The organism is Actinomadura sp. NPDC048394, from assembly GCF_040651755.1.
Classification (GTDB): domain Bacteria; phylum Actinomycetota; class Actinomycetes; order Streptosporangiales; family Streptosporangiaceae; genus Spirillospora; species Spirillospora montaniterrae.
Genome location: NZ_JBEZJL010000028.1, coordinates 1 through 22,551 on the forward strand (window position 1 = coordinate 1; position 22,551 = coordinate 22,551).

Here is a 22,551-nt window from a genome sequence, read left to right on the forward strand (position 1 = left end):
GATGGCCACGGGGCGACCCGACCGAAACCGGCCGAGTCGATAAAGGCACTGGCTTTTAACACGCTGTTGAGTTCTCAAGAAACGGACACCCACCGCGCCAGACCCGCTCTCGCGAGCCCCGCTCCGGGGCAACCCTTCTAACTTACCGGAACTTTCGCTCCTGTCAACCGACTCTTCCGAATCGATCTTCAGGTTCGTCGCCCGCCTCCCGCGTGCCATCGCAGGCGACGAAGATCGCCTGTGTCTGATCTTGCGGAAGAGTCCCCGGGGCCGGCCACCTTGCGGCGTCCTGCATCCCCTCTCGGGCTGTCCACTCCAGGGTACCTCGCTCCGAAGCGGGCTTCGAACCGTTTTTCCCGGGTGGCTTCCCCTGGGGCCGTCCGCCTGCCGGCGTCCCGCATCCCCTTGGGGCAGGAAGAACATTAGGCAGGCGCGCACGGTCCGTCAAATCGGCGCGGCCACCGCTCGGACACGCTCCGGCCGTCCATCGGAAACCCCCAGGTCACGCAGGCGCGAGGCGGTCGGCGTCAGTGCGGCGTCAGCCGGGCGTCAGCGCCTGAGGCGCGATGTGCGCGCCGTATCAGGGCCCTCCAGGACGCTCGGTGATGTCGAACACGAGGGACTGAGAGAGGCCGACCGATGGACTATGTGATCCAGGCCGAGGGCCTGCGCAAGAGGTTCGGGGAGACGCACGCCCTGGACGGAGTGGACGTCGCGGCGAAGCGCGGCACGGTGCTCGGCGTGCTCGGCCCGAACGGGGCCGGTAAGACGACCGCCGTGCGGATCCTCGCGACGCTGCTCAAGCCGGACGAGGGCCGCGCCTCGGTCGCCGGATACGACGTGGTCAAGGACGCGGCGCGGGTCCGCGCGATGATCGGGCTGACCGGGCAGTACGCGTCGGTGGACGAGGAGCTGACCGGCACCGAGAACCTGGTGATGATCGCGCGGCTGCTGGACTTCGGCCGGGCCGACGCGAAGGCGCGGGCACGCGAGCTGCTGGCCCGGTTCCGGCTCACCGACGCGGGGGCGCGCGCGGTGAAGACGTACTCGGGCGGCATGCGCCGCAGGCTGGATCTGGCGGCGAGCCTGATCAACCGTCCCGAGGTCATCTTCCTGGACGAGCCGACGACGGGGCTGGACCCGCGGGCCCGCAACGAGGTGTGGGACACCGTCCGCGAGGTGGTCGCCGACGGCGCGACCGTCCTGCTGACGACGCAGCAGCTGGACGAGGCGGACGCGCTCGCCGACCGGATCGTGGTCTTCGAGCACGGCCGGGTGATCGCGGAGGGGACGTCGGACGACCTGAAGTCGCGGATCGGGCGGCAGACGCTCGCGGTCCGGGCGACCGAGACGTTCCGGACGGCGCAGCTCACCGCGATCGTGGCGGAGCTCACCGGGGAGCGGCCGGAGGTGCAGGACGCGACGGGCCTGGTCACGGCGCCGGTGCAGGACCCGAAGCTGCTGCCCGCGCTGGTCCGCCGGCTGGACGAGGCGTCGATCGTGGCGGCGGAGCTGTCGCTGCGGCTGCCGAGCCTCGACGAGGTCTTCCTCACACTGACCGGGCACCTCGCCGAGGAGCGGCCCGCCGACCTGATCTCCGAAGGGAGCCTGGCATGACCACGATGACCGTCGACGCGCCCGTCTCGTCCGAGCCGCCCGCGCGGATCAGCCCGAGCCGGACGCTGCGGCACGGGTTGACGCTGGCGTGGCGCAACGTCGCACAGTTGAAGCATTCGCCGGAGAAGCTGCTGGACACGACGCTGATGCCGATCGTGTTCCTGCTGCTGTTCCTGTACGTGTTCGGCGGGGCGCTCGCCGGTAACACCCACGCCTACCTGCAGCAGCTGCTTCCCGGGTTGGTGGCGCAGATGGCGATGTTCGCCACGATGGGGCTGGGGACTGCGCTGAACGAGGACATCCACAAGGGGGTGTTCGACCGGTTCCGTAGCCTGCCGATCGCCCGGTCGGCGCCGCTGATCGGGTCGGTGCTCGGGGACACGGTGCGGTTCCTGACCGTGATGGTGGTGCTGGTGGGCTTCGGGTCGATCCTGGGGTTCCGCTTCCACACCGATCCGCTGTCGGTGCTGGGCGCGTTCGCGCTGGCGTACGTGTTCTACCTGGCGGTGTGCTGGATCTCGGTGCTGGTCGGGCTGGTGGCGCCGTCACCGGACACGGTGCAGGGCCTGGCGTTCATCTGGGTGATGCCGCTGACGTTCGGCAGCAGCGTCCTGGTGCCGAACACCTCGACGATGCCGGGCTGGCTGGAGGCGTGGACGAAGGTGAATCCGGTCACGCATCTGGCGGACTCGGTGCGCGCCCTGACCGTGGGCGGGCCGGTCGGCAACCACGTCTGGTACACGCTGGCGTGGGCGGCGGGGATCGTCGTCGTCACGTTCCCGCTGGCCATGCGGATGTACTCGCGCCGCGCCTGAGCGCGGTGGCGACGTCAGCGCGCGGCGGGGACGCCGGCCCGGAAGCGGAGTGCCGGGTCGGCGTCCTTCGCCGCGTCCACGGCGTAGAGCATGTCGATGCCGGCCTTGAGGTAGGGGTATTCGGCGGCGAGGTAGGCGAGCTCGTACGGCCCGGCGGGCAGGCCGGACCGCGCCAGCATGGCGGCCACATCGGCGGGTGCGTCGTTGGTGCCGGGTCCGGTCGGGACGGTCTCGGTCATCGGTCGTCTCCTTGTGCGGCGAGGGCGGGGACGCGGAGGTGCCAGTCGGTGACGCCCTGGTAGGCGTCGGCGGCGCGCAGGATGCCGGCCTCCCCGAACGCGGGTCCGGCGAGCTGGAGGGACAGCGGCAGCCCTGCGGCAGTGGCGCCCATGGGCGCGGCGAGGACGGGGTTGCCGACGGCGTCCCAGTACGGGGTGAAGAAGAAGCGGGACGCGGCGTCCACGTTGATGTTCCCGGCGGCGTCGGTGATGTCGTCGTAGCGCGGGGCGCCGATGCCGAGCGTCGGGGCGGCGATGAGGTCGACGTCGTCGAAGAGGCGGGCGAGCGCCTGCTGCGCGACGCGGCGGATGCGCTGCGCCTGGACGTAGTCGGCGCCGGTGGCGAGAGCGCCGCGGGCGAGCGCGAGGCGGGTGGACGGTACGTAGTCGTCCCAGCGGGCGGCGAGGTCGGCGCGGTGGTAGGCAAGGGCCTCAGCGCTCATCGTGACGTAGTTCGCGGTGATCGTCTCGGCCCAGTACGGCAGCGACACCTCGACGAGCGTCGCGCCGAGCCCGGCGAGGACGCGGAGTGCTTCGTCGAACGCGGGCGCCAGGGCGGGGTCGGCGTCGTCGGGGAAGTGATTCTCGCGGACGACACCGACCCGCACACCATCGAGCGTCCCGTCGAACTCGGGCGCGGTGTACGGGACGTCCACTGCGTCGGGGTCGGCGGGGTCGGGTCCGGCGATGGCGGCGAGGACGGCCGCGCAGTCGCGGGCGCTGCGGGCGAGCGGGCCGACGTGGTCGAGGCTGTAGCCGAGCGGGACGACGCCGTACTTCGGCACCCGCCCGAACGTGGGCATCAGCCCAGTGACGCCGCAGAACCCGGCCGGGATGCGGATGCTGCCGGCGGTGTCGGTGCCGAGCCCGGCGAGGAACATGCCGGTGGCGACGCCGCTCGCGGTGCCGGAGCTGGAGCCGCCGGGCCAGGCGGCGGTGTCCCACGGGTTCCGCGGGACCGGGAACGGCCCGGACGGGTCGGGCATCCCGCACGCGAACTCCATGGTGCTGAGCTTCCCGGTGATCACCGCCCCGGCCGCCTTCAGCCGGGCGACGGCGGTCGCGTCGCGTCCGGCGCCCCACCGCGGGTCGAGGACGGTGCTCTGCGCCGTGGTGGGGCCTTCGGCCATCGCGATGACGTCCTTGACGCCGAACGGGATGCCGTGCAGCGGTCCGCGGTCGGTCCCGGCGGCGAGCTCCCGGTCCGCCTGCTCGGCGCGGGCCAGCGCGTACTCGTCGAAGCGGGTGAGGTAGGCGCCGAGGACGCCGTCGAGCCGGTCGGCGGCGGCGAGGGCGTCCTCGGTGAGGCGGACGCTCGTCACGGCGCCGGCGCGCAGCGCCGCGGCGGCCTCGGTCAGGGTCAGCGGTGTCGGCACGGGCGGGACGCTATGCGGCGTGGGTCACACCGCGCCGCCGCGGTCCCGGTCAGCGGAAGGTCCGGCGCCGGTCAGCGGAAGGATCGGCGCCGGTCAGACCGTCTCGACGAGGACGGTGACCTCCGCGAAGACGTCGTCGCGGGTGACGCCGCGGCCGCGCGCGTAGGCCTCGTCGAACGCGGCCTCGCCGATCTCGCGTCTGACCGCGGATTCGACGCGGCGGACCTCGTGCGAGGCCTCGTTCCGGAAGCCGAGCAGGCCGCGCGCGGTGCCGAGCAGCTCCGCGGCCCGGACGTGGTGGCCGCGCGCCGCGGCGAGCGCCGCGAGCCCTTCCAGCAGCGACGCCAGCATCGGGTTGCCGGTGATCCAGTCGTCGGGGAGGTCGTCCCAGGCGCGGGCGTGCCATGCGGTGGCGCCGTCGAGGTCGCCCTCCTCCTCGGCGAGGCAGCCGAGCCGGCAGTAGGTGAGGCGCGCCTCGCGGGTGAAGTCGGGCCGGTGCCGGCGCGGTTCGACCCAGTCGTAGGCGCGGGTGGCGTAGGCCCGGGCGCTGCCGATGTCGCCTTCCCGCAGCGCCAGCTCGCACTGCGCGAGCAGGGCGGACGCGGCGTCCGCGAACTCGCCGACGCGCTCCAGCATCGCCGCGGAGGTCTCCAGGTCGCGGCGGGCCTGCTCGACGTCGCCCAGCACCGCGCGCACGCGCGCGAGCCCGGTGAGGATCCCGGCGCCCGCCTCGGGGCTGAGGCCCTCGCGGGCGTAGCCGAGGGCCTCCTCGCCGTACCGGATCGCGTCGGTGTACTCCCCCCGAGCCACCGCCACCTGCATCATGCCGCCGAGCCCGATGATCAGTCCCCAGCGGTCGCCGAGTTCGCGGAACGCGTCGCAGCCCGCGGCCGCCTCGACGGAGGCCCGGTCGATCTCGCCGGTGTTCAGCGCGATGTGCCCGAGGACCACGTTGACGATGGCGTGCACCCACGGGTCGGGGTGCTCCTCCGCGGCCTGCAGCCGCCGCCGGGTGTCCTCCATGTCGCCGGAGAAGATGCTGCTCGCCGGCGCCACCATGGCGAGGCCGGGGTGGCGCGGCGACTCCGGCACGAACCGGATCACGTGCTCCAGCACCGCGCGGAGCGACTCCCTCGTCGTCCCCTCCATGGAGGCCATCTCGGTGATGAGGTCGGCGGAGATGACGCAGAGGGCGTACTCCTCCTCCATCCCGGGCGGCGCGGCGTCGCCGGCGATGTCGCGGACGGACCGCGCCCACCCGCCGGCCTCCACCTCCATGTCGCGCATCATCCAGAACCACACCAGGCCCGCGACGAGGCGCAGCGCCATCGGCACGTCGCGGACGGCGGTCAGGTGGCGGAACGCGGCGCTGCAGTTGTCGCGCTCGGCGGACAGCCGCGCCGTCCAGTACAGCTGGTCGGCGCGGCGCAGCTCGGGCTCGGCGCGTTCGGCGAGGTCGACGCAGTACGCGGCGTGCTCGGAACGGACGCGGTCGGCCTCGCCCGCCTCCTCGAGCCTCTCCGCCGCGTAGACGCGGACGGTCTCCAGCAGCCGGTAGCGGACGTCGGCGTCACCGTCCGCCATCACCAGCGACTTGTCGATGAGCGCGGCGATCGTGTCGATGACGTCGTCGGGATGCGGGGCGTCCGGGGCGTCCAGCCCGCACACCCGGACGGCGCTCTCGGGGTTGGCGCCGCCCGCGAACACCGACAGCCGGCGCAGCACGGCGCGCTCCGCGCCGTCCAGCAGGTCCCAGCTCCAGTCGACGACGGCGCGCAGCGTGCGGTGCCGGGGCAGCGCGGTGCGGCTGCCCGCGGTGAGCAGCCGGAACCGGTCGCCGAGCCGGTCGGCGACCTGCCGCGGGGTGAGGGAGCGGAGCCGGGCGGCGGCGAGTTCGATCGCCAGCGGGATGCCGTCGAGCGCCCGGCAGATCGCCACGACGTCGGCGGCCGTCGCCGCGTCGACGGCGAAGCCGGGCCGCACCGCCGCGGCCCGGTCGGCGAACAGCCGGATCGCGGCGTACCCGAGCGCGTCCGCCGGTTCGAGGTCGGCGTCCTCGGGCGGCAGCGGCAGCGACGGGACGGGGCACAGCGACTCGCCGGTGATGCCGAGCGGCTCGCGGCTCGTCGCGAGGATCCGCACGCCGGGTGCGTGGGCGAGGATGTGGCCGGTCAGTTCCGCGACCGCGTCGACGAGGTGCTCGCAGTTGTCGAGGATGATCAGCATCCGCTTCGCGGTCAGGAAGTCGGTGAGCCGCTCGCGGGGATGCGGGACGCCGCGGGTCTCCCGGACGGTCTCGGGCACGCGGAGCGCGGCGATCAGGGCCTGCAGCAGGTCGCCGGAATCGCTGACCGGGGCGAGCGCGACGAACCAGACGCCGTCCGGCATGGCGTCCAGCAGCCCGGCGGCGGTCTCGCCGGCGAGCCGCGTCTTGCCCGCGCCGCCCGGCCCGGTCAGGGTGACGAGCCGGGACTCGCGCAGCAGCTTGCCGATCCGCCGCGACTCCTCCTCCCGCCCGACGAAGCTGGTGAGCTGCGCCGGAAGGTTCGTCCGCGGCGGCTCGGCCGGAGCCGGGACCGGAGCCGGAGCCGGGACCGCGACCGGCTCCGGGGCGGCGGGTTCGCGGCGCAGGATCGACAGGTGGACGGCGGCGAGCTCCGGGGACGGGTCGACGCCGAGCCGGTCGGCGAGCGCGCGCCGCGTCTCCTCGAACACCTCCAGGGCGTCGGCCTGCCGTCCCGCCGCGTACAGGGCCCGCATGAGCTGCCCGCGCAGCCGCTCGCGCAGCGGATGCGCGGCGGCCAGCGGCTCCAGCTCCGCGACCGGAGGGACGGGCCGCCCCGCGGCGACCTCCGCGTCCGCCCAGTCCTCGACGGCGGCGAGACGCAGCTCGTCCAGCCGCCCGATCGTCCCGTACGCGTAGTCGGCACCGGCGACGTCGGCCAGCGCGGGACCGCGCCACAGGTCCAGCGCGCGGCGCAGGCCGTCCGCCCGGCGCTCCGGGTCGCTCTCCTTCCGCGCGGCCGCGACGGCGCGCTCGAACGCGACCGCGTCGACCTCGCCGGGGTCGATGCCCAGCCGGTAGCCGCCGGGGCCGTGCTCGACCAGGTCGCGTCCCGCGACGCCCCGCAGCCGCGACACCAGCGCCTGCAGCGCGTTGCCGCCGCCCGCGGGCGGCGCGCCGTCCCACAGGTCGTCCAGCAGGCGCTCGGCCGACACGGGACGTCCCGCCTCGGCCGCCAGCCGGACCAGCAGCGCGCGCAGCCGCGGGCCGCTGACCTCGACGGGTCGCGCGGCCTCGTCCCGCACGGACAGCGGCCCCAGGATGCCGATGCGCACATGTCCCCTTTCCGGGTGCCATTGTCCCCGATGAGGAGACCCATCCCACCCGCCGTCCATGTGTGGACGGCGCATACCGGGTAGTCACCATCTATGCCCAGAGCACAGATCAAGGACGAGAAGAAGTACCAGAAGCTCCGCGACAAGGGCGAGAGCAAGGAGAAGGCGGCACGGATCGCCAACGCGTCCGCGGGGCAGGGAAGCAGGAAGGTCGGCCGCAAGGGCGGCAAGAACCCCTCGTACGACGACTGGACCAAGGACGACCTCATGAAGCGCGCCCGCGAGATCGGTATCGAGGGCCGCTCGTCGATGAACAAGTCGCAGCTCGTGAAGGCGCTGCGCGACCACTGATGGAACTGGTCTTCGTGCTGGACTGCGCGGACCCCGACGCGCTCGCGGACTTCTGGGCCGCCGCGCTCGGCTACGAGCGCGGCGGCTACGACCCCCCGTACGTCGGCCTCACCGACCCCCGCGGGAAGAACCCCCGGTTGCTGCTGCAGCGCGTCCCCGAGCCGAAGGTCGCCAAGAACCGCATGCACCCGGACCTGCGGGTCGCCGACATGGACGCCGAGCTCGCCCGCGTGACGGCGCTCGGCGCCACCGTCGTGCGCGGGCCGTTCGTCGACGACGGGTGGCCGACCACGGTCTGCGCCGACCCCGAGGGCAACGAGTTCTGCGTGATCGTCCCGCCCGGAAAGGAACAGGCATGAGCACCGTCGTCGACACGGCGCGCAAGCAGAAGGACCAGTACGCCGGGGACGCCGACCGGCCGCTCGGCTCCTACCTCGGCACCCTCGCCGTCTACGGCGTGACCACCGCCGCGATGGCGCTGCTGGCCTGGAGGCGGCGCGGCACCGCGCCCGCCATCGGCCTCGCCGACCTCGCGCTGATGACGATCACCACGCACAAGCTGTCCCGGCTGATCGCCAAGGACCCGGTGACGAGCCCGCTGCGCGCCCCGTTCACCCGCTACTCCGGGACGTCCGGTCCCGCCGAGCTCGCCGAGGAGGCCCGCGGGCACGGCGTCCGGCACGCCGTCGGGGAGCTGATCACCTGCCCGTTCTGCACCGGGCAGTGGGTCGCGACGGCGTACGCGGCGGGGCTGGTCTTCGCCCCGGACGCCACCCGCCTCGCCGGCGCCACGATGACCGCGGTGGCGGGCTCCGACTGGCTCCAGCTCGCCTACGCCCGGCTCCAGCAGTCCGCCGAGGACTGACTCCACAATCGCCACATTCTTGACGTTTGCCCCAGTGGAATCGGGTACGGCCACCCTATGGAGCTGTCATTCCTCAAGACGCTGTACCAACGCCCGGGCCCCTACGTGTCGGTGTACGCCGACCTCACCCGGACGACCGAGGACGCGTCCAAGGCCGCCGAGCTGCGGTGGCGGGCGCTGCGCGCGGAACTGGAGGCCCAGCACGCCCCCAAGGCCACGCTCCGCGCCGTCGAGCGGACCATCGACGAGGAGATGGCGGAGCGCCGTTCCGAAGGCCTGGTGGTCTTCGCCGCCGACGGCGAGGTGCTGCACACCGACCGGCTCCCCGGCGCGCCACGGTCCGCCCACGCGTGCGTCGCCCCGCTCCCCCACGTCGTGCCCTACCTCGCCGACCGCGGTGACCAGTTCCCCCACCTGACCGCGATCGTGGACCGGCGCGGCGGCACCATCGACTGCGTCCACGCCGACGGCCGCCGCGAGCACATCGAGGTCGAGGGCGACGAGGACTACCCGATCCGCAAGACCAAGGCCGGCGACTGGAACCAGTCGCGCTTCCAGCGCTCCTCGGAGAACGTCTGGAAGGCCAACGCGAAGAAGGTCGCGCACAAGATCGACCGGGTCGCGGACCGCTGCGGCGCCGAGGCCGTGCTGATCGCCGGCGACACCCGCGCCCGCACCGCCGTCCTGGACGAGATCTCCGAGCCCGTCCTGGAGCGCACCGTCGAGGTCGACAAGAACACCGGCGCCGGGGACCCCGACCTCCGCGCCGAGCTGGACCGCGTCCTGAAACTGAAGACGACCGAGCGGGTCATGGCGGTCGCCGAGCGGTTCGACCGCGAGCTCGCCAACGGCCAGCGCGCCGTCGCGGGGCTCCCCGCGACCGTCCAGGCCGTCCGGCAGGGGCAGGTGGAGACGCTCATCCTCGACGACGACCCCGACTCCCCGGCCCGGCTGTGGATCGGCCCCGACCCGAGCCAGGTGGCCGCCGACCCCGACGAGCTGCGCACCGAGTTCGGCGTCGCCGACCCCACCCCGGAGCGCGCCGACGCCGCCCTCGTCCGGGCGCTCACCGCCACCGACGGCGACCTGGTCGTCCTCCCGGCCGACGGCCCCAACGCGAACCTGCACGTCGGCGCCGTCCTGCGCTACGCCGCCCAGGTATGAGAAAAGGAGCGGGCGAACCCGCTCCTCACTTCGCGTGGAGCTATGGGGATTCGAACCCCAGACCTCCTCCATGCCATGGAGGCGCGCTACCAACTGCGCCATAGCCCCTTGCTCGGAGAAAAGCTTAGTGCACGTTGGGAGCACTTCGGACGCCGCGGGCCACGGAGGGCGTCCTCCGTGGCCCGCGGTGGGCGTCACTGGTTGTTCGACTTGAAGACGTACCAGTGGTCGTTGAGCGTCGGGACGTGGACGGTGAGGCTTTTCGGCCACTCGATCGGCAGGCCGAGGAGGTTGTACTCCTGGGTCTTCTGCGGGGACTCGGCGGCGGGCCGCTGGGCGCTGTCGGTCGCGTTCGCCGGCGCCGCCTTCGCCGGCGTCTGCGCCGGCGCCTTCTCGGCGGTGCTCGCCGAGCACAGGACCTTGCCGAGGTCCGGGGTGTTCGGGAGCAGCTTCAGCACCGAGAGCACGCGGACGGCCTTGGCGCAGTCCTCGTTGTTGTCGGGTGTCGAGGTGGTCGTCGTGCTGGTCGCAGGGCCGGGCGGCGGCGCCTCCAGCGCCGACGCGGGGGCCGCGACGGCCACGACCGAGGCCGCCGCCAGCGTGGCGGGCAGCAGCCCTCTTCCGGAGATCCGGCTTCGCATAGGTACAACCCTCATCTCGATCACATCACCACTACGTGGCGTGTTCCCGCGTGATCGATGCGGCGAAGCGCGGCCCGGCGAAAGGTAGCCGCCGTCATGGCCAAGGCTTTGCGGTCAGGGCGCCGTCGGCATCGCCGAGGTAGCCGCGCAGTGCCTCATTTCCAAGGCAACCCCCCACGGCGCCCGCATCCCGCTCAACCTGGGTAGATCACCGCGAACGGCCCGCACTCCGGCATGTCAGGTCCACCCGAGCCGGTCGCCGACCTCGTCGGGGGCGTATCCGCGCCGGCCGCCCTCGCCGATCCACACCATCCCGTCGGCCTCCGTGACGGCGCCGACGGCGTGCTCCTGCGGCATCCGCGGCTGCACCGCGAGCCGGACCTCCAGCCGCGGATCGAACCGGCGCAGCTCGTCGATGAGGTCGGCCACGGTGACCTCGCGTTTCGCTCCCCTGCGGTGTCTGCCCATACCCCGAATGAAACCATCCCCGCCGGACCACCCAGAACATTCGTCCCACTATGTCCGTTTGATCTTTACCCAGCCCCTGCGGACCACCAGTAGGCGCGAAGCGCCGGGGGGGGCAAGGGGCGAAGCCCCAAAAAGCGCGCGCAGCGCGCGCCGGGGGCGTGGGGGCGAAGCCCCCACATCGGGGGGCTCGGGGGGTCGTCCCCCCGAAAAACACTGCGGGCCCTGGCGAAATCGCCCGAAGGGCGATGAGCACCAGAGCCCGACTCGTGGAGCTATGGGGATTCGAACCCCAGACCTCCTCCATGCCATGGAGGCGCGCTACCAACTGCGCCATAGCCCCGCGCGTCTGCGTGGACGTTCATCCCGCAGCGCTCCGCCAGTGTATAGGACACCGGGGGTGGGTCTCGAATCGTTTGGGCGTCAGGCTCCGTTGTCGGTGCGGTCGTCGCCGAGGACGGGCTCCGGGAGGGTGCCGGCGTTGTGCTCGGCGAGGCGCCAGCCGCCGTCGCGCATCTCGGTGATGACGGACCAGCAGCAGTTGGAGAGGCCGCCGAGGCGCTCCCAGGTCTCTTCGGGGAGGCCGAGGAGGTGGGACATGCCGAGGCGGAGCGCGGCGCCGTGGGACGCGACGACGAGCCGCCCGGTGGGCGGCAGGTCGTCGAGGGCGCGTTCGAGGGCGGCGCCGACGCGCTTGGCGACCTGGGCGCTGGTCTCGCCGCCGGGCGGCTGCCAGGCGGCGTGCTCCTCGGGGTAGCGTTCGCGGATCTCGCGGGCGGTGAGGCCCTCCCAGGCGCCGCCGTCGCGCTCGATCAGGTCCTTGTCGTACTGGACGGGGAGTCCGGTGATGTCGGCGAGGGCCTGGGCGGTGTCGGCGGCCCTGCGCAGCGGTGAGGCGAGCAGGGCGGTGGGGCGGAGCCCGGCGAGGAGCCGGGCGGCACGGTGGGCCTGGGCCACGCCGGTGTCGTCCAGGGGGATGTCGGTCTTGCCCTGGAAGCGGCGTTCGACGTTCCACGCCGTCTGGCCGTGCCGCCACAGCAGGAGGGTGCGCTTGCCGGGTTCGCGGGTGGGACGGGTGTCACTCACTCGCGCTCCCGACGGCGCGGGCGCGCTGCTTCATGTGGGCGTTGACGCTCTCGGGCAGCGCGATGAGGGGGCAGTCCTTCCAGAGCCGTTCGAGGGCGTAGAAGAGCCGGTCCTCCTCGTGCTGGATGTGCACGATGACGTCGGAGTAGTCGAGGAGGACCCAGCGGCCCTCGCGCTCGCCCTCGCGCCGGATGGGCTTGGCGTCGGCCTCCTCGCGGAGGCGCTTTTCGACCTCGTCGACGATGGCGCGGACCTGGCGGTCGTTGGGCGCCGAGCAGAGCACGAACGCGTCGGTGATGACGAGCTGCTCGCTCACGTCGTAGGCAAGAATGTCGTCGGCCAGCTTGTCGCCCGCCGCCTCGGCGGCGATCCGGACGAGCTGCGCCGCCCTGTCGGATGCGGTCACGATGCGCTCGCGATCCTCCCTGTAGGGGTCGTCTCGGCTAACACCTTCTCATGGGTGGCGGCCGGCGTCCCTGTTCGTCGGTGTCCGGGCTGGTACGGGCGTCCAGCCCCCTGTTCCAGGGTATGCGGCGCTCCGGGCTGATCGTCCGGGTGAAGATCCAGGTCAGCGATGCCGCCGGGGCGCTCTAGGCGGCGTCGGAGCGGTACAGGTCGCGCTTGTTGATGTACTGGACGATCCCGTCGGGCACCAGGTACCAGATCGGCTCGCCGGAGTGGACGCGCTCGCGGCACTCGGTGGAGGAGATCGACAGCGCGGGGACCTCCATGAGCGAGACCCGGCCGTCGGGCAGGCCGGGGTCGGCGAGGCGGTGCCCGGGGCGGGTGACGCCGACGAAGTGGGCGAGTTCGAACAGCTCGTCGGTGTCGTGCCAGGTGAGCATCTTCTCCAGGGCGTCGGCGCCGGTGATGAAGAACAGTTCGGCGTCGGGGCCGTGGATCTGCCGCATGTCGCGGAGGGTGTCGACGGTGTAGGTGGGGCCGGGCCGGTCGATGTCGACGCGGCTGACCGAGAACGCCGGGTTGGACGCGGTGGCGATCACGGCCATGAGGTAGCGGTCCTCGGCGGCGGCGACCTTGCGGCCCTCCTTGTGGGAGGACAGGCCGGTGGGGACGAACACGACCTCGTCGAGGGAGTAGAAGTGGGCGACCTCGCTGGCGGCCACCAGGTGGCCGTGGTGGATCGGGTCGAACGTGCCGCCCATGATCCCCAACCGCCGCTTTTGCGTCATGGCGACGAGAATAACCAGCCGGGGCGACGCCCGGAACGTCCGCCCCGGCGGAAGCTCAGCTCAGGCCGGGCAGCGGCGGCCGGCCGTTGTCCCAGGACACGACGCGGACGGCCTTGCCGACCTCGACCCGGGGGACCGTCCCGTCGGGCAGGACGACGACGTCGGCGGTCAGGCCGAGCGCCTCGTGCAGGTCGTGGACGAGGCGCTCGCGCGGGTCGCCGGAGACCGCCTCGCAGGCGACGAGGAGCCGGACGGCGGGGCTGCGGCGGTCCACGACGAGCTGGTAGTGGGGCCGGACGAGCCCGGACCCGAGCAGCACCCGCTCCACCTCGCTGGGGTACACGTTGACGCCCCGCACCACGATCATGTCGTCGGCGCGCCCGACGACCTTGCTCATCCGGACGAGCGTCCGCCCGCAGGGGCATTCTCCGCGGGTGAGAGAGGCGATGTCGCCGGTGCGGTAGCGCAGCAGCGGCAGGGCCTGCTTCGTCGGGGTGGTGAAGACGAGCTCGCCGGGCGCGCCGTCCTCGACGGGCTCGCCGGTGGACGGGTCGACGGCCTCGACGATGAAGTGGTCCTCGTTGACGTGCAGGCCGTCCTGCTGGAGGCATTCGGTGGCGACGCCGGGCCCGATGACCTCCGAGAGCCCGTAGATGTCCATCGCCTTGATGGGCAGGACCGCCTCGATCGCGGCGCGCAGCTCCGCCGACCACGGTTCGGCGCCGAACAGCCCGGCCTTCAGCGCGGGCAGCTCCACCCCGGCCTCGGCGACGGCCTCGCCGAGCCGGAGCGCGTACGCGGGAGTGCAGGTCAGGATGTCGGGGCGGAGGTCGGCGAGCATGCGGACCTGCCGGTCCGTCATCCCGCCCGACATCGGCACGACGGTCGCGCCGAGCGCGACGGCGCCCTGGTGGATGCCGATGCCGCCGGTGAACAGCCCGTACCCGTAGGCGTTGTGCACGATGCTGCCCGGCGCCGCGCCCGCGCACGCCAGCGACCGCGCGCACATCGCCGCCCACAGGTCGAGGTCGGCCTTGGTGTAGGCGACGAGGGTCGGCCGTCCGCGCGTCCCGCTGGAGCCGTGCACGGCGGCGACCTGGTCGCGCGGCACGCTGAGCATCCCGAACGGGTAGCCGTCCCACAGGTCCTGCTTGGTGGTGAACGGAAGGCGCCGCAGGTCGGCGAGCGTCACGTCCGCGCCGCCGACGACGCCGGCCTCCTTGAGCCGGCGTCCCTGCACGCCGCCGGCCGCGACGAGCCGGTCGACCAGCCCCCAGAGCCGGTGCCGCTGCAGCGCGGCCCGCTCGTCGGTCGACATCGCCTCGGCTCTGGGATCGAACATCGCGCCTCCCGGGCAGGCCACAGCCGGACGCGGGCCCCGCACCGGGGAACCCTCCGGCAAAGTGGTTCGTCGGAACTACCATGCCAGACATGACGGAGAACACACCGGATCGGGCACGGACGCGCTTTCCCGGGATCAGTTCCCGGGCCTACGAACACCCGGCGGACCGTTCGGCGCTCGTCGCGCTGCGCTCGCTGTCCGGGTTCGACGTCGTCCTGCGCAAGCTGTCGGGGCTGGTCAACGAGCGGTCGCTGCGGCTGATGTTCCTCGGCGGGACGGTCCGCGTCGGGGACGACCAGTTCCACCACCTGAACGACATGGTGCGCGACGCCTGCTACATCCTGGACATGCCGGAGGTCCCGGAGGTCTACGTCCGGCAGGACCCGACGCCGAACGCGATGGCGCTGGGCTCCGACCACCCGTTCATCGTGGTGAACACCGGGCTGCTCGACCTGCTCGACGACGAGGAGCTGCGGTTCGTCATCGGGCACGAGGTCGGGCACATCCTGTCCGGGCACGCGGTGTACCAGACGATGATGCAGATCCTGCTGCAGCTCGGGTCGCGGCTGGCGTGGCTGCCGCTCGGCAACATCGGCATCGCGGCGATCATCATCGGGCTGCGCGAGTGGTTCCGGAAGGCGGAGCTGTCGTCGGACCGGGCGGGGCTGCTGGCCGGGCAGGACCTCGACGCGGCGAAGCGGGTCAACATGAAGCTGGCCGGCGGGACGCGGCTGCACGAGATGAGCAGCGAGGCGTTCCTGCAGCAGGCCCGCGAGTACGACGCGGCCGGCGACGTGCGGGACGGGCTGCTGAAGTTCCTGAACCTGCTCGGGCAGTCGCACCCCTTCGCCGTCATCCGGTTCGCGGAGATCGACCGGTGGGCGCGCAGCGGCGAGTACGAGCGGATCCTCGCCGGCGACTACCCGCGCCGCGACGACGACGGCAGCGCCTCGGTCAGCGACGAGATCAAGAACGCGGCGAAGTCGTACCGGGACTCGTGGGAGCGGACCGCCGACCCGTTCGTCGGGAAGGTCCGCGACATGGCGGACGCCGCGGCGAGCGCCGCGGGCGGCCTGTTCGACCGCATCAACCGCCGCAACGGATCCTGACCCGGAAAAGACCAGGGCCGCCGTGACACGGACACGGCGGCCCTTCTTGTGCAGTCCCGGCCCACGGCACTCGCCTGGCGGCTCGTGCCGTGACCGGTCCTGGGCGAACGCGGCATCGCTTCGCGATCTCCGCGGGGAGGCTCGCCTCCGGCGTCGCCTCCCCGCTCAGTCAACGCGTTCGCGTGTCGGCCGGGGGCGTCCGATCGGCTCAGAACGGGGCGGGGAGGAGGAGTTCGACGTTGCGGTCGGTGGGTTCGCCGCGGCGGTGCTCGGCGCGCTCCTGCCAGTCGTTGCCCGCCAGCTCGCGTGACAGCGACGCGAGGTGGACCGGGTCGGCGAGCCGCCCGCCGTAGGAGGCGGGGCCGGCGGAGTCGAGGATCGTCGCGAAGACCGACAGGGTGCCGTCGCGGTTGTCGGCGAGCTCGACGATGCGGCTCTGCTGCGGGAAGTCGATGTGCGCGGCGGTGTTGACCTCCCAGAACCCGCCGCCGGACTTGCGGGCATGCGGGATGACCTGGTTGCGGTGCGTGTGCCCGTTCACCCACAGGACGACGTTCGGGTAGCGGAGCAGCAGCGCCTCCACGTCGTCGCCGAGGACGCGGCCGCCGCCGAGCGGGTTCGTCAGCGAGGCGATGGGGTGGTGGCTGAACAGGACGAACAGCCGGTCCTTGACGGTGCGGTGCACGGCGGAGCCGTCGGCGGCGAAGGAGCGGCTGCTGCCCGCCCTGAGCTGCGCTTCGAGCCACGCGAACTGGGCCTTGTCGAGCGAGCCCTCGGAGTAGCCGTTCGGGTTGACGGTGTCGAGGACGAGCCCGCGGACGATGCCGCGGTCGAAGGCGTAGTAGGCGGTGCCGTCCCGGAGGTTGGCCTGGGTGAAGCCGTGGCCGCGCAGCGACGCGGAGGTGCGGAAGTGCTCGGCGACGACGTCGGCGCGCGACAGCATCCGCCGGTCCGGGTCGGGGGTGACCTGGCGGAACAGGCCGCCCGCGCCGCCCTGCTCGCGGCTGAGCCGGACGAGTTCGGCGGCGTCGGCCTTCTGCATCATGCGGGCGAGGCGCTGCGCCTGCGCGTCGTCCGCCGGTGCGCCGATCTTGATGCCGCCGGTGGCGAGTCCGGAGACGAGCGGGTTGACGGGGAGGTTGCCCTGGACGAGGCCGTCGTGGTTGCCGAACGCGGCGAGCCACGGCATGGTCAGGCCGGTCGCCTGGAAGGGCCGGCGCGCGGCGTCGATCAGGCCCTTGACGTGCGGGAACCCGTACTTCGCCATGGGGATGTCGGGCTGCGCGCCGGGCGGCGGGCCGTCGGGGTGCCAGAAGGCGCGGTCGTAGGACGCGGTGTCCATGACGCCCTCGTAGCGGTTCGGGTCGCCGGAGTCGGGGCGGATCCGGCCGCCGTCGAGCAGGTCGATGATCCAGCGGAGCTCGTTGTACTGGACGTTGTCGGCGGCGTCGCCGGTGTTGATGGTGAACGACAGGCCGAGTCCGGTGGCGGGCCCGCGCCCGACCCTGTTGATCGCGCGGACCATCGCCTCGGCGACCTGGGTGGTGAGGATCTCCTGCGGCCGGTAGGCGCCCTCGACGGGCAGCATCCCGACGGCGTCCTTGAGCCGGTCGGCGAACTCGACGCGCGCCGGGGACTGCGCGTCGATGATGTGCACGTCGGTGAGCTGCCCGAACGCCAGGACGCCGCGCCGGGTCGCGGCGCGCTTCGGGGAGGCGGTGCCGCCGAGGTCGCGGCGGAGCAGGTGCGGTTCGCCGGGCCCGGTGGTGACGGGCCGGTAGCCGCCGGCGCCCGCCGCGCCGAGCAGGTACGTCCGGTCGAGGGTGGTGCCGGCGGCGGGGCCGCGCAGCGGGGCCGCGGCCGCCGCGGCGGCGGGGCGGGCGGGGAACGCGGCGAGTCCGGTGGTGGCGATCCCCGCGCCGAGGGCGGCGCCCTTCAGGACGCGGCGGCGGCTGATCTCAGGAGTCACATGCCGCATCAGACCATGGCGAGCAACGTGACATCAAGGGTCACAGTGTCACAATTCCGCCGGGCCGCGTCCCGAGGGCGGTTCAGCCGCGCAGGTGCCCCTCGCCCGTGACGACGTACTTGGTGGACGTCAGCTCCGGCAGCCCCATCGGGCCGCGCGCGTGCAGCTTCTGCGTCGAGATGCCGATCTCCGCGCCGAACCCGAACTCCTCGCCGTCGGTGAACCGCGTCGAGGCGTTCACCATGACGGCGGCCGAGTCGACCAGCGCGACGAACCGCTTCGCGGCGGGCTGCGACGTGGTCACGATCGCCTCGGTGTGCCCGGAGCCGTACGTGCGGATGTGGGTGACGGCGTCCTCGAGGGAGTCGACGACACGGGCCGCAATGTCCAGCGACAGGTACTCGGCGTACCAGTCGTCCTCGGTCGCCTCCACCACGCCGTCGCCGTACGAGCGGATCCGCTCGTCGCCGTGCACGGTGACACCCGCGTTCTTGAGTGCTTCAAGCGCGCGCGGGACGAACGCGTCGGCGATGTCGGCGTGCACCAGGAACGTCTCCGCGGCGTTGCACACCGACGGGCGTTGCGTCTTGGCGTTCAACAGGATGTCGACCGCCATGTCCACGTCGGCGGCGGCGTCCACGTACACGGCGCAGTTCCCGACGCCCGTCTCGATGACGGGGACGGTCGACTCCTCCACCACCGAGTTGATGAGCGAGGCGCCGCCGCGCGGGATCAGCACGTCGACCAGCCCGCGCGCGCGCATGAGGTGCTTCACCGACTCGCGGGACGTGCCCGGGACGAGCTGCACCGCGTCCGCCGGCACCTCCGTGCTCGCGAGCGCCGCCTGCATCACCTGCACCAGCACGGTGTTGGAGTCGTGCGCCGACGACGAGCCGCGCAGCATCGCCACGTTCCCGCTCTTCAGGCAGAGCGCGGCGGCGTCCACCGTCACATTCGGGCGGCCCTCGTAGATGATCCCGACGACGCCGAGCGGCACCCGGACCTGCCGCAGCTCCAGCCCGTTCGGCAGCACGCTCCCGCGCACCGACTCCCCCACCGGGTCGGGCAGCACCGCGACCTTGCGCACCGCGTCGGCGATCCGCGCGATGCGGCCCTCGTCCAGGCTCAGCCGGTCGATCATGTACTCGGACGTGCCGTTCTCGCGGGCCCGCGCGACGTCCGCCGCGTTCGCCTTGACGATCTCGGGGGCCGCGGCGACCAGCGCGTCCGCGATCGCGTGCAGCGCCGCGTCCTTCGCCGCCCGCGGCAGCGGCGCCAGCCCCGCCGCCGCCTCCCGGGCGCGCCGCGCCACCATCAGGAACTGCTCGCGCTCGCTCATCGCGAACTCCTCACTGCTCGGTCAGGACCACCAGGTGGTCGCGGTGGATGATCTCGCGCTCGTACTCGGCGCCCAGCTCGCGCGCCAGCCAGCGGGTCGAGCGCCCCATCAGCTCGGGGATCTCGGACGCGTCGTAGTGCACCAGGCCGCGCGCCACGACCCGGCCGCCGGGGTCGCACAGGTCGACGGGGTCGCCCGCCGCGAAGTCGCCCTCGACGCCCGTCACGCCGGCGGGCAGCAGCGACTTGCGGCGCCGCACCACCGCGTCGACGGCGCCCGCGTCCAGCGTGACGCGGCCCTGGCCGGTGGTGGCGTGCGCGAGCCACAGGTCGCGCGTGGACATCCGGCGGGCGTCCGCCGGGTGGAACAGCGTGCCGACCTCGTCGCCGGCCAGCGCATGCGCCGCCGACGCCGCGTTCGTCAGAACCACCGGGACGCCCGCGATCCGCGCCGCCTCGACCTTGGTGACCATCCCGCCGGTGCCGACCCGGCCGGACCCGCCGAGCTCGACGTCCGCGAGATCGGCCGGGCCGTGCACGTCGGCGATGCGGCGGACGCCCGGACGCCGCGGGTCGCCGGTGTACAGCGCGTCGACGTCGGACAGCAGCACGACCGCGTCCGCGCGGGTCAGGTGCGCGACCAGCGCGGCGAGCCGGTCGTTGTCGCCGAACCGGATCTCGTCGGTCGCGACCGTGTCGTTCTCGTTCACGATCGGCAGGATCCCGAGCGTGATCAGCTGCTCCAGGGTGCGCTGCGCGTTGCGGTGGTGCGACCGGCGGATCATGTCGTCCGCGGTCAGCAGCACCTGCCCGACCGTCACCCCGTACCGGGCGAACGAGGAGGTGTAGCGGGCGAACAGCAGGCCCTGCCCGACGCTCGCCGCCGCCTGCTGCGTCGCGAGGTCCCGCGGCCGCCGGGTCAGCCCGAGCGGGCCGAGGCCCGCCGCGATCGCGCCGGACGACACGAACACGATCTCGGCGCCCGCGGCGCGGCGCGCGGCGAGCACGTCCACCAGCGCGTCGATGCGGTTCGCGTCGATCGTGCCCTGCGGGGTGGTCAGCGACGACGAGCCCGCCTTCACCACGATCCGGCGGGCCTTCGCGATCGCCTCGCGCTCGCTCATCGAGCCTCTCTCCTCCGGGGGGGTGCGAACCTAGCGGTAGCCGTCCAGGCGGCGGTCGGTGCCGCGCGGGCCCGCCGTCGCCTCGCCGGCGGCGATCTCCGGCTCCCAGTCGAACACGATCGAGTCGTCCGGGGTGCCGATCAGCACGGTCGCGCCGGCGCTCGCCCCCGCCTCGGTCAGCGCGTTCTCCACGCCGAGCCGCGCCAGCCGGTCCGCGAGGTAGCCGACGGCCTCCTCGTTGGCGAAGTCGGTCTGCCGCAGCCACCGCACCGGCTTCGCGCCGGTGATCAGGTAGGTGTTGTCGCCGAGGTCCTTCACCTCGAAGTCGGCGTCCCCGCCGACCGGCTCCGGCCGGATCACGATCCGGGTCGGCTCCGCCGGCGGCAGCGACGCCCGGTGCTCCTCGACCATCGCCGCCATCGCGAACGACAGCTCCCGCAGCCCTTCGTGCGACGCCGCCGACACCTCGAACACCTTGAACCCGCGCGCCTCGAACTCGGGCCGCACCATCTCGGCGAGGTCGCGGGCGTCCGGCACGTCCACCTTGTTCAGTACGACGATGCGGGGGCGGTCCGACAGCGGCCGGTCGCCGAGGACCCGGTCGTAGGCCTGCAGCTCGCGCTCGATGACCTCGAAGTCGCTGACCGGGTCGCGGCCCGGCTCCGGCGTCGCGCAGTCCAGCACGTGCGCGAGCGTCGAGGACCGCTCGATGTGGCGGAGGAACTCAAGGCCCAGGCCGCGGCCCTCGCTCGCGCCCTCGATCAGGCCCGGCACGTCCGCGACGGTGAACGCGGTGTCCCCCGCGCTCACCACCCCGAGGTTCGGGACCAGCGTGGTGAACGGGTAGTCGGCGATCTTCGGCTTGGCCGCCGACAGCGCCGCGATCAGCGACGACTTCCCGGCGCTCGGGAAGCCGACGAGCGCCACGTCCGCGACGCTCTTCAGCTCCAGCACCACGTCGCGCTCCTCGCCCGGCTCGCCGAGCAGCGCGAACCCGGGCGCCTTCCGCTTGGCGGTCGCGAGCGCCGCGTTCCCGAGGCCGCCCTGGCCGCCGCGCGCGATGACGAACCGGGTGCCCTCGCCGACGAGGTCCGCGAGGATCGTGTCGCCCTCCTTCACGACGGTGCCGTCCGGGACGGGCAGCACCACGTCGGCGCCGTCCGCGCCGGTCCGGTGCCCGCCCTGCCCGGGACGCCCGTTCGACGCCTTGCGGTGCGGCCGCCGGTGGTACTCCAGCAGGCTCGCCGCGTTGGAGTCCACGACCAGCACGACGCTGCCGCCGCGGCCGCCGTTCGCCCCGTCCGGGCCGCCGAGCGGCTTGAACTTCTCCCGGTGGATCGACGCGCAGCCGTTGCCGCCGCTGCCCGCGGCGACGTGCAGCACCACCCGGTCGACGAACTGCGCGCCCGAACCCGCTCCAGCGGCCACGGTGGATCCTCCTCGGTGTCGGCCCTCGGACGGGGCGCCCCGCGGACGGGACGCCCATGAACAGGGCAAAGGGGCGGACCTTCAGCGGTCCGCCCCTCGATGAACGTCTGATGCAGGCGGACTACTCCGCCGGCGGGACGATGCTCACGGCGTTGCGGCCGCGGTACCGGCCGAACTGCACCGCGCCCGCGACCAGCGCGAACAGCGTGTCGTCGCCGCCGCGCCCGACGCCGGGGCCGGGGTGGAAGTGGGTGCCGCGCTGCCGGACGATGATCTCGCCGGCGTTGACGACCTGGCCGCCGAACCGCTTCACGCCGAGGCGCTGGGCGTTGGAGTCGCGACCGTTACGGCTGGACGATGCGCCCTTCTTGTGTGCCATGTGACCGCTCTCCCTTACTTCCCGGAGTTGATGCCGGTGATCTTGACCTCGGTGTACGGCTGGCGGTGGCCCATCCGCCGCTTGTAACCGGTCTTGTTCCGGTAGTGCATGATGTTGATCTTCGGGCCCTTGACCGCGCCGAGGATCTCGGCGGTCACCTCGTAGCGGGCCAGGTCGGCCGAGCCGCTGACGACGTTGTCGCCGTCCACGACCAGCAGCGCCGGGAACGTGACGGTCGAGCCGACCTCGCCGGCCAGCTTGTCGACGGTCAGCACGTCATCGACGGCGACCTTCTCCTGCCTGCCGCCTGCGCGGACAATCGCGTACACCGCGGAAACCTCTCGTCTGCGCGCGCTTCCGGACTGAACCGGTCCCACGCGTGGTCTACCAGCCCCCGGATGAGGGCCTACCTCCGGCACCGGGCCGAAGGCGGCACGCCAGGGCGGAACCCCGGCGCTCTCTGCTGTTCCCCGCCGGATCGGCGGGGTGCGCACCGGACGAGCCCCGGACGGGCCTCGCGGTGCTGGTCCGGACGCGCCACAACGCGCGCCGAACCCCAAGTGTACTGCATCCCCCGCGCCCGCCGCGTCGTGGGGGGGGGGCGCCCCCGCCCGCGGGCGGCCCCCGGCGGGGGCGCGGGGGGCGGGGGCGCGGGGGGGGGGGGGGGGGGCG

General features: G+C 73.1%; 22 protein-coding genes and 2 tRNA genes. 7 read left to right on the forward strand and 17 right to left on the reverse strand.

Translation table 11 applies throughout. The features are described from left to right. The first annotated feature begins 639 nt into the window (after nucleotides 1-639). Together AB0C78_RS21470 and AB0C78_RS21475 are read left to right on the forward strand one after the other, a co-directional pair. A complete protein-coding gene (locus AB0C78_RS21470) occupies nucleotides 640-1,617 on the forward strand; it encodes an ATP-binding cassette domain-containing protein (protein ID WP_151544609.1) in 978 nt (325 codons plus the stop codon). Then, nucleotides 1,614-2,432 carry an ABC transporter permease gene (locus tag AB0C78_RS21475; RefSeq protein WP_360750512.1) on the forward strand — a complete coding sequence of 273 codons (819 nt, stop codon included), beginning with the start codon at nucleotides 1,614-1,616 and terminating at the stop codon, nucleotides 2,430-2,432. Before AB0C78_RS21470 ends, AB0C78_RS21475 begins: the two co-directional genes overlap by 4 nt. A gap of 14 nt (nucleotides 2,433-2,446) precedes the next feature. Here the strand turns inward: AB0C78_RS21475 and AB0C78_RS21480 are convergent, their stop codons facing one another. The 3 genes from AB0C78_RS21480 to AB0C78_RS21490 all read right to left on the reverse strand — a co-directional run bounded on the left by AB0C78_RS21480 (nucleotide 2,447) and on the right by AB0C78_RS21490 (nucleotide 7,425). Then, on the reverse strand, nucleotides 2,447-2,671 hold the full coding sequence (locus AB0C78_RS21480; RefSeq protein WP_360750514.1) for a hypothetical protein: 225 nt from the start codon (nucleotides 2,669-2,671) through the stop codon (nucleotides 2,447-2,449). Then, entirely contained in the window at nucleotides 2,668-4,086 is a 1,419-nt protein-coding gene (locus tag AB0C78_RS21485) for an amidase (RefSeq protein WP_360750516.1), read from the reverse strand. The genes AB0C78_RS21480 and AB0C78_RS21485 overlap by 4 nt, the downstream gene beginning before the upstream one ends. Nucleotides 4,087-4,179: 93 nt before the next feature. Beyond that, nucleotides 4,180-7,425 carry a BTAD domain-containing putative transcriptional regulator gene (locus AB0C78_RS21490; RefSeq protein WP_360750518.1) on the reverse strand — a complete coding sequence of 1,082 codons (3,246 nt, stop codon included), beginning with the start codon at nucleotides 7,423-7,425 and terminating at the stop codon, nucleotides 4,180-4,182. A gap of 93 nt (nucleotides 7,426-7,518) precedes the next feature. Here AB0C78_RS21490 and AB0C78_RS21495 point away from each other — a divergent pair, with 93 nt between their 5' ends. The 4 genes from AB0C78_RS21495 to AB0C78_RS21510 are packed head-to-tail and all read left to right on the forward strand — an operon-like array spanning nucleotide 7,519 to nucleotide 9,805. After that, on the forward strand, nucleotides 7,519-7,776 hold the full coding sequence (locus tag AB0C78_RS21495) for a Rho termination factor (protein ID WP_360750520.1): 258 nt from the start codon (nucleotides 7,519-7,521) through the stop codon (nucleotides 7,774-7,776). Beyond that, complete coding sequence (locus AB0C78_RS21500; protein ID WP_360750522.1) at nucleotides 7,776-8,135, forward strand: VOC family protein; 360 nt, start codon at nucleotides 7,776-7,778, stop codon at nucleotides 8,133-8,135. Before AB0C78_RS21495 ends, AB0C78_RS21500 begins: the two co-directional genes overlap by 1 nt. After that, nucleotides 8,132-8,641: a DUF1360 domain-containing protein gene (locus tag AB0C78_RS21505; protein ID WP_360750524.1), complete on the forward strand. Its 510-nt coding sequence runs from the start codon at nucleotides 8,132-8,134 to the stop codon at nucleotides 8,639-8,641. The genes AB0C78_RS21500 and AB0C78_RS21505 overlap by 4 nt, the downstream gene beginning before the upstream one ends. Nucleotides 8,642-8,698: 57 nt before the next feature. Continuing rightward, on the forward strand, nucleotides 8,699-9,805 hold the full coding sequence (locus tag AB0C78_RS21510) for a Vms1/Ankzf1 family peptidyl-tRNA hydrolase (protein WP_360750526.1): 1,107 nt from the start codon (nucleotides 8,699-8,701) through the stop codon (nucleotides 9,803-9,805). A gap of 35 nt (nucleotides 9,806-9,840) precedes the next feature. On the opposite strand, the gene AB0C78_RS21515 is transcribed toward AB0C78_RS21510, so the two are convergent. The 8 genes from AB0C78_RS21515 to AB0C78_RS21550 form a co-directional block, all read right to left on the reverse strand. Next, nucleotides 9,841-9,913, reverse strand: a tRNA-Ala gene (locus AB0C78_RS21515). Between the two features lie 86 nt (nucleotides 9,914-9,999). Then, nucleotides 10,000-10,446: a hypothetical protein gene (locus AB0C78_RS21520; RefSeq protein ID WP_360750528.1), complete on the reverse strand. Its 447-nt coding sequence runs from the start codon at nucleotides 10,444-10,446 to the stop codon at nucleotides 10,000-10,002. Nucleotides 10,447-10,683: 237 nt separating this feature from the next. Continuing rightward, on the reverse strand, nucleotides 10,684-10,914 hold the full coding sequence (locus AB0C78_RS21525) for a hypothetical protein (protein ID WP_360750530.1): 231 nt from the start codon (nucleotides 10,912-10,914) through the stop codon (nucleotides 10,684-10,686). A gap of 267 nt (nucleotides 10,915-11,181) precedes the next feature. Beyond that, nucleotides 11,182-11,254: transfer RNA gene (locus AB0C78_RS21530), tRNA-Ala, on the reverse strand. 80 nt (nucleotides 11,255-11,334) lie between these two features. Next, entirely contained in the window at nucleotides 11,335-11,997 is a 663-nt protein-coding gene (locus AB0C78_RS21535) for a histidine phosphatase family protein (protein ID WP_151544599.1), read from the reverse strand. Next, a complete protein-coding gene (gene rsfS, locus AB0C78_RS21540) occupies nucleotides 11,990-12,403 on the reverse strand; it encodes a ribosome silencing factor (protein WP_151544598.1) in 414 nt (137 codons plus the stop codon). Before rsfS ends, AB0C78_RS21535 begins: the two co-directional genes overlap by 8 nt. Nucleotides 12,404-12,587: 184 nt before the next feature. Further along, a complete protein-coding gene (nadD, locus tag AB0C78_RS21545) occupies nucleotides 12,588-13,190 on the reverse strand; it encodes a nicotinate-nucleotide adenylyltransferase (protein ID WP_151544597.1) in 603 nt (200 codons plus the stop codon). Between the two features lie 55 nt (nucleotides 13,191-13,245). Continuing rightward, a complete protein-coding gene (locus tag AB0C78_RS21550) occupies nucleotides 13,246-14,532 on the reverse strand; it encodes a phenylacetate--CoA ligase (protein ID WP_360750533.1) in 1,287 nt (428 codons plus the stop codon). Nucleotides 14,533-14,621: 89 nt separating this feature from the next. On the opposite strand from AB0C78_RS21550, the gene AB0C78_RS21555 reads away from it, so the two are divergent. Next, nucleotides 14,622-15,641 (forward strand): M48 family metallopeptidase, encoded by a 1,020-nt coding sequence (locus tag AB0C78_RS21555; protein ID WP_151544596.1) that lies wholly within the window; start codon nucleotides 14,622-14,624, stop codon nucleotides 15,639-15,641. A 208-nt stretch (nucleotides 15,642-15,849) separates the two neighbouring features. Here the strand turns inward: AB0C78_RS21555 and AB0C78_RS21560 are convergent, their stop codons facing one another. The 6 genes from AB0C78_RS21560 to rplU form a co-directional block, all read right to left on the reverse strand. Beyond that, a complete protein-coding gene (locus tag AB0C78_RS21560) occupies nucleotides 15,850-17,610 on the reverse strand; it encodes a TIGR03767 family metallophosphoesterase (RefSeq protein WP_360750535.1) in 1,761 nt (586 codons plus the stop codon). Nucleotides 17,611-17,692: 82 nt separating this feature from the next. After that, the gene (locus AB0C78_RS21565) at nucleotides 17,693-18,949 is read right to left on the reverse strand and encodes a glutamate-5-semialdehyde dehydrogenase (RefSeq protein WP_360750537.1); all 1,257 of its coding nucleotides are present in this window, start codon (nucleotides 18,947-18,949) and stop codon (nucleotides 17,693-17,695) included. Nucleotides 18,950-18,959: 10 nt separating this feature from the next. After that, entirely contained in the window at nucleotides 18,960-20,072 is a 1,113-nt protein-coding gene (gene proB / locus AB0C78_RS21570; protein WP_360750539.1) for a glutamate 5-kinase, read from the reverse strand. Nucleotides 20,073-20,102: 30 nt separating this feature from the next. Next, nucleotides 20,103-21,500 (reverse strand): GTPase ObgE, encoded by a 1,398-nt coding sequence (obgE, locus tag AB0C78_RS21575; protein WP_360750541.1) that lies wholly within the window; start codon nucleotides 21,498-21,500, stop codon nucleotides 20,103-20,105. A 121-nt stretch (nucleotides 21,501-21,621) separates the two neighbouring features. Then, nucleotides 21,622-21,879 carry a 50S ribosomal protein L27 gene (gene rpmA, locus AB0C78_RS21580; RefSeq protein WP_151544591.1) on the reverse strand — a complete coding sequence of 86 codons (258 nt, stop codon included), beginning with the start codon at nucleotides 21,877-21,879 and terminating at the stop codon, nucleotides 21,622-21,624. A 14-nt stretch (nucleotides 21,880-21,893) separates the two neighbouring features. After that, the gene (rplU, locus tag AB0C78_RS21585) at nucleotides 21,894-22,208 is read right to left on the reverse strand and encodes a 50S ribosomal protein L21 (RefSeq protein WP_151544590.1); all 315 of its coding nucleotides are present in this window, start codon (nucleotides 22,206-22,208) and stop codon (nucleotides 21,894-21,896) included. Nucleotides 22,209-22,551: the final 343 nt, after the last annotated feature.